The organism is Psychrobacter sp. FME13 (genome assembly GCF_014861395.1).
Lineage (GTDB): Bacteria > Pseudomonadota > Gammaproteobacteria > Pseudomonadales > Moraxellaceae > Psychrobacter.
The window spans coordinates 1-4,790 of the sequence record NZ_RRYV01000199.1 but is presented as its reverse complement, the minus strand read 5'-3'; the positions used below and the strand labels follow the sequence as shown (position 1 = coordinate 4,790).

Sequence of the window (4,790 nt, the reverse complement as noted above, 5' to 3'; positions counted from 1 at the left end):
TTTGTTGTTCTCAACCAGCGTGTGATCAAAACGTTTGGCCACTTGGCGTAAGTGCGCTGTAAATTCCACTGCTTTATCATGGCTCTCAATACCATGGTGCTTTGCAAACTCGCTGAGTACGGCTACTTGTCGCTGATCAAATTTATCAGGCGTGTTCTCTGCGGTTTCTCCTTGTGCCCATCTGATTGTCATCGACTCATGATGACGTTGTAGTAAGCGCATCGCCAGATGCAGCTTCATACGTTCAACATACTCAAAGATTCTCTCATCTTCATAACGGTTTGCTCGAGTGTCTCGATCAATTTGTCTTTGCTGTCGATCAAGTCGAGCAGCTCTTGCTCGTCGTGCGTCGTCATCGAAGGGGTTGGGGACTGGTTTTGCTCGCTCTGCAATGCCTTGATGGATGCCCTGAGCGACTGATTCGCTGTTTGCAGCTCTTTTTGAGTTTGCACTAATCCACTGTTTTGAGAGATCAATGCGTTGTTGTGCTTTTTGGCTTCTTCGGTCTGTTCCATTAATCCACTTTGGTAGGTTTTCGCATCGCTCAGCTGCCCAAGCAACGCCTCGTTTTGCGTCTTCAATGCATCGGTTTGTGTCGTCAACTCGATCTGCTGTTCTGTTAGATTGTTCTGTGCAGTACGCAATGTCGTGTTCTGAGCTTTCAATAAGTTGTTTTGTGAGGTCAACTCGCTGTTTTGTGCCTCCAATGAGTCTATGTAGTCTTGCATTTTGCTCAGTTGCCCGAGTAAGTCCGTCTCTAAGTTGTTTGATTCGTCGCTCATGGTCTGCCTCCTGTTTGATATGGTTCTCAGCAACCAGTTTGTTGCGTGCTTTGATTGCTCGGTTGGTATTGCCTTTTTCGGTCATGATGCCTCGGCGCTCCATTGCCGTTGCATGAACGCCCATTTTGATGGTGGGCTGCTGATCAAGCCCCTGATCTTTATAACTGCGTGCATCCATCAATGGTAGATTATGTTGTGCTAACACCTTGTTGGCGGTATCTACCCACATCCCACGGATACGCTTAATTTCTTTCATTGATGACGGCAGACCATGTTTTTTACGTTTTTTATTAGACCACTCAAACGGGGTCTTAAGGTTTGGGTCAAATGCCAAGGTTTTATTGGGCCCAACGATGGGCGCTCGAGTGGTGACTAAAATATGCGCGTGAAAATTGCGCGGATCAGGATTTTTCTCCCCTTCACGCAGTCGCTTAGAGCTGGGTTTAGCGTCAGGATCAAAAGGCAGCTTCATCACTGGACGGTGAATACAAACATCAGCAATCACGTCCATATCATCAACCAGCTTTTGGGCAAAATCTATTGCCAGTGAATGGCGATCTTGCTCAGACAACTCATAAGGTAGATTAATCAGCCACTCACGCGCCACTCGACTGTCCGAACGAGTCTCTGCTGCCTCAGCCAAATTCCAAAGCATCTCTCTATCGACATTCACACCTAGTGCTCTTAGCGCAAATGGCAAAACGATATCACTACTCATGACGCCAGACTTTTTACTATAGTCGTGGGTCTTACCGTATTTAACATCATCAAGAATATCACCAGCACGATAGGCGGCGCATGCTACTGCCGACTGTCCCGCTTTTCGAGAAATTGCTTTAGTATCGATATGAACCATTGTCATAATAAGCGAACCTAATGTTGGGTTTTTTGCACACCACGTCTTTTGTGGTGTGCGGGGTTTGGGGTTTCCCCAACGAAGAAGGATTCAAAATTAAGATAGTAACGAAGTGGATAGATTAAATTTTGAGTCGTTGCTTCGCCCTTAGTCAGGGGGACGCAACCATTAAACAATAAAATAATATATATCGGATGTCTGATGTGGTTGTGTTAAAGCATATCATAAGTGATTGAATGATGGTGAAGTCCTTGCTAGGGTTAATGATATATTATTTATAAGGAGAGAGACTATGTCAGTTACTAATAATAAAGCGCCTGAATCTATATTTGATAAACAAGATTCTAATAAGCTGAAAGAGCGTCAACGGTTAGAAGAGTTAAAACGCCAAACTAAGATTCAGCAGGTAAAGTTAGATAAGCGACTGAACAAGCAAAAAATTCTAATGGGCGCATTTTTAGGTCAGGTATTGGCAACTAAAGGTGACGATGAACAGATGATCCGAGAATATTTTGCGATTCACTTTCCAGATTTCTTAACGAGAAAATCTGATAAGTTTTTATTCAAAAGCATGATTGAAAGTTTAGGCGGTGATATAGGTTTAGGCGATGAAGAGGATTCATTTGAGATTCAACAAAAAGAGAAGAGTCAAAAAGCTATTCATGAGGAAGGGGAAATGAAAGTTGATGCTACGGAACAGAGCCAATCGGAGAAATTCGTGAGCACGACCGATAGGAGTCCACTAGATTTTTCTTTGGGTGAGACAGATTATTCTGATCAGGGCAGTCACCAAAATTATCATCGTTAAAAGCGTGACAATAAATATGGTATCGGCTAATAAAAAATAGCCAGATGGTGACAACTGGCTATTAAGGCAATAAATATCAAGCTCTATCGGTCATAAGAGAGGCCTTTTTAATCTAAAACGATTATGCTGCTTGGTCAGTATGAGCTGTGACCAACTCTATAAAGGCGGTTTCAAGGGTGCTTAACGTATAATCATCAATCACAAGTCCAGCATCTAACTGTCGTTGCACCCAGACATAGACTGCTTCGTCATTATGAAGAATAGAGTCAACGCTAAGTAATGATGCTAACTGTGTCCCCTGTTGTACTTGTAGATTTGATAACAGTTGATAGGCTAAAGACTTAGCGTTGTTACTAAACCATGTGCAGCTGTTGAGCCGCGATAGATTGTTATTCATTAGTATTCTCCTGCAGATTATTATGTGTTAATAATGGATAAAATGACTTACTACAGGTCAAATTATACCTATATTTTAATCTATTGCAAGAGAAAATAACCTTCTATAGGTCTTTTTGTACTTTTGAAGTTTATAATGTCTTATCAAAGAGTGTGTTTACTCAGGCGACTCACTGCTGTTCTCATTTATGATTTCATATAAATCACCAACATTGATTCTAAGATACGTGCATAAAGACTCGATGACATCTAGGTCAACTCGAGTGGCTTCTTCATGATACATGCGAGTAATGGTGCCACGATTGATGCCAGTATCCCTTGCGACATCGGCAATTTTAAGGCGTCTTTCGCCCATGATGGTCGATAAGTGACACTTCACCATAGTGGTTTCCTCATTAACGATTAGTGGTTTTGATTGGTGAGCGGATTATAACGAATATGAGTGGCTAACGTATTCCTTTTAGTAGCTCAAATTGATATTCAATAGCGGTAATTTATCTAGTAGTAGGCAGTTTATTATGCTGTCTTTAATGCAGAACGTCTATCATAATGGATAGACGCTAGTTAGAAAAGACGATGCTATTTTGACTATGAAGTATTGCTATTAGTAGTGATGTGACGTACATTTTTAGTTATACTTATATACTTATATACTTATATACTTATATACTTATATACTTATATACTTATATACTTAATGCGTGCTACAGGGATCTGTATTTATGAAAGTAATCGCGGTATTAAATCAAAAAGGTGGCAGCGGCAAGACTACCATCGCAACGCATTTGGCTCGTGGCTTACAGCTAAAAGGCCATAGTGTTTTGTTGGTGGATAGTGACCAGCAGGGCAGTGCGCGTGACTGGAGAGCGGTTGATGAAGACAATCCGGTACCAGTGATCGGGCTCGACAGACCAACACTTGATAAAGATTTAAAAAGCGTCTCTGATAAAGATTATGTGGTGATCGATGGATCGCCGCAAGCTACTAGTCTGGCTATTTCTGCTATAAAAGCGGCTGATTTTATATTGATTCCAGTGCAGCCGAGCCCCTATGATATCTGGGCAACCAGCGATTTGGTTGATTTAGTGCAGCAGCGTATTGAGATGATGGATGGCCAACTAAAGGCAGCCTTTGTCGTCTCACGCGCCATTCAAAATACCAATATTGGTAAAGAGGTTGCAACCGCGCTGCTTGATTATAATCTTCCGGTATTAGAGACCAGAGTGATGCAGCGAGTTGCTTATCCTAATAGTGCCGCCCTTGGTAAGACAGTATTTGATACCGAATCGCCTAGTAGCAATGCGTTACAAGAGATAACCGCATTGGTCAGTGAGATTCAAATCTTTTTTGGTGAGGAGTAAGTCATGAGTTTATCAGCAGGTCGTCCTAGTAAGAACGTTAAGGATCAATTGGCTTTATCGGATGTGACGGACAGTCCCAAAAAGACGGTACGCGTGAATTTTAATTTAGATGAAGATAAACACATTGCGCTCAAGCGGTACGCGCTTGAAAGCCGAAAAACGGTGACTGAGTTGTTGACTGAAATGATTGAGGAAAAATTGGTTGAGCGATAGGTATAAAAAATTCGTTTTTCTATACCTATAAAAAGGATATGTATAAAAAACTCAAAAAATTATACATATCGTCGAACGCTGTGCACCTTACTAGTATCATCAGATGCTTGTTTTCTTAAGACAGACGCAGAAGCAAGCTGTAAAGAAAATGCCCATGGCAAAACAAGCACTGTTTCCTATATCAGCACCATATAATAGAACCAAAAACGGTTAGCAGTGCTAAGGTATATTGCTCTTAATCAAAGCGTACTCAATAACGATTTAAGTTACACAAAACATAAGGGGCTTCTAGCCCCATCATTATTCCTATAGGATTTTTATCATGACAAGTACCCAACAACGTGCGGAACTGCATCGACAAATTTGGCAAATTG

Annotated in this window: 6 protein-coding genes; 3 read left to right on the top strand and 3 right to left on the bottom strand. The window is 41.5% G+C overall.

Annotated features, from left to right (window positions below; genetic code table 11):
* On the bottom strand, nucleotides 1–1,644 hold a 1,644-nt coding region (locus EI164_RS14700), incomplete at its 3' end, for a MobA/MobL family protein (protein WP_192520663.1).
* Between the two features lie 286 nt (nucleotides 1,645–1,930).
* Between EI164_RS14700 and EI164_RS14695 the strand changes: the two genes are divergently transcribed.
* On the top strand, nucleotides 1,931–2,446 hold the full coding sequence (locus EI164_RS14695; RefSeq protein ID WP_192520662.1) for a hypothetical protein: 516 nt from the start codon (nucleotides 1,931–1,933) through the stop codon (nucleotides 2,444–2,446).
* A 121-nt stretch (nucleotides 2,447–2,567) separates the two neighbouring features.
* Here the strand turns inward: EI164_RS14695 and EI164_RS14690 are convergent, their stop codons facing one another.
* Both EI164_RS14690 and EI164_RS14685 read right to left on the bottom strand, forming a co-directional pair.
* Complete coding sequence (locus tag EI164_RS14690; protein WP_192520661.1) at nucleotides 2,568–2,843, bottom strand: hypothetical protein; 276 nt, start codon at nucleotides 2,841–2,843, stop codon at nucleotides 2,568–2,570.
* A gap of 156 nt (nucleotides 2,844–2,999) precedes the next feature.
* Nucleotides 3,000–3,224, bottom strand: coding sequence for a helix-turn-helix domain-containing protein (locus tag EI164_RS14685; protein ID WP_192520660.1), 225 nt, complete (start codon nucleotides 3,222–3,224; stop codon nucleotides 3,000–3,002).
* A 340-nt stretch (nucleotides 3,225–3,564) separates the two neighbouring features.
* Between EI164_RS14685 and parA the strand changes: the two genes are divergently transcribed.
* A complete protein-coding gene (parA, locus tag EI164_RS14680; protein ID WP_068039576.1) occupies nucleotides 3,565–4,203 on the top strand; it encodes a ParA family partition ATPase in 639 nt (212 codons plus the stop codon).
* 3 nt (nucleotides 4,204–4,206) lie between these two features.
* Nucleotides 4,207–4,416, top strand: a complete 210-nt coding sequence (locus tag EI164_RS14675) for a plasmid partition protein ParG (RefSeq protein ID WP_025652656.1) — start codon at nucleotides 4,207–4,209, stop codon at nucleotides 4,414–4,416.
* The last annotated feature ends 374 nt before the right edge of the window (nucleotides 4,417–4,790 follow it).

Excerpts from the sequence above, each read along its gene's own strand:
- parA (WP_068039576.1), top strand. The coding sequence starts at position 3,565 with ATGAAAGTAATCGCGGTATTAAATCAAAAAGGTGGCAGCGGCAAGACT.
- EI164_RS14675 (WP_025652656.1), top strand. The coding sequence starts at position 4,207 with ATGAGTTTATCAGCAGGTCGTCCTAGTAAGAACGTTAAGGATCAATTG.
- EI164_RS14695 (WP_192520662.1), top strand. The coding sequence starts at position 1,931 with ATGTCAGTTACTAATAATAAAGCGCCTGAATCTATATTTGATAAACAA.
- EI164_RS14690 (WP_192520661.1), bottom strand. The coding sequence starts at position 2,843 with ATGAATAACAATCTATCGCGGCTCAACAGCTGCACATGGTTTAGTAAC.
- EI164_RS14685 (WP_192520660.1), bottom strand. The coding sequence starts at position 3,224 with ATGGTGAAGTGTCACTTATCGACCATCATGGGCGAAAGACGCCTTAAA.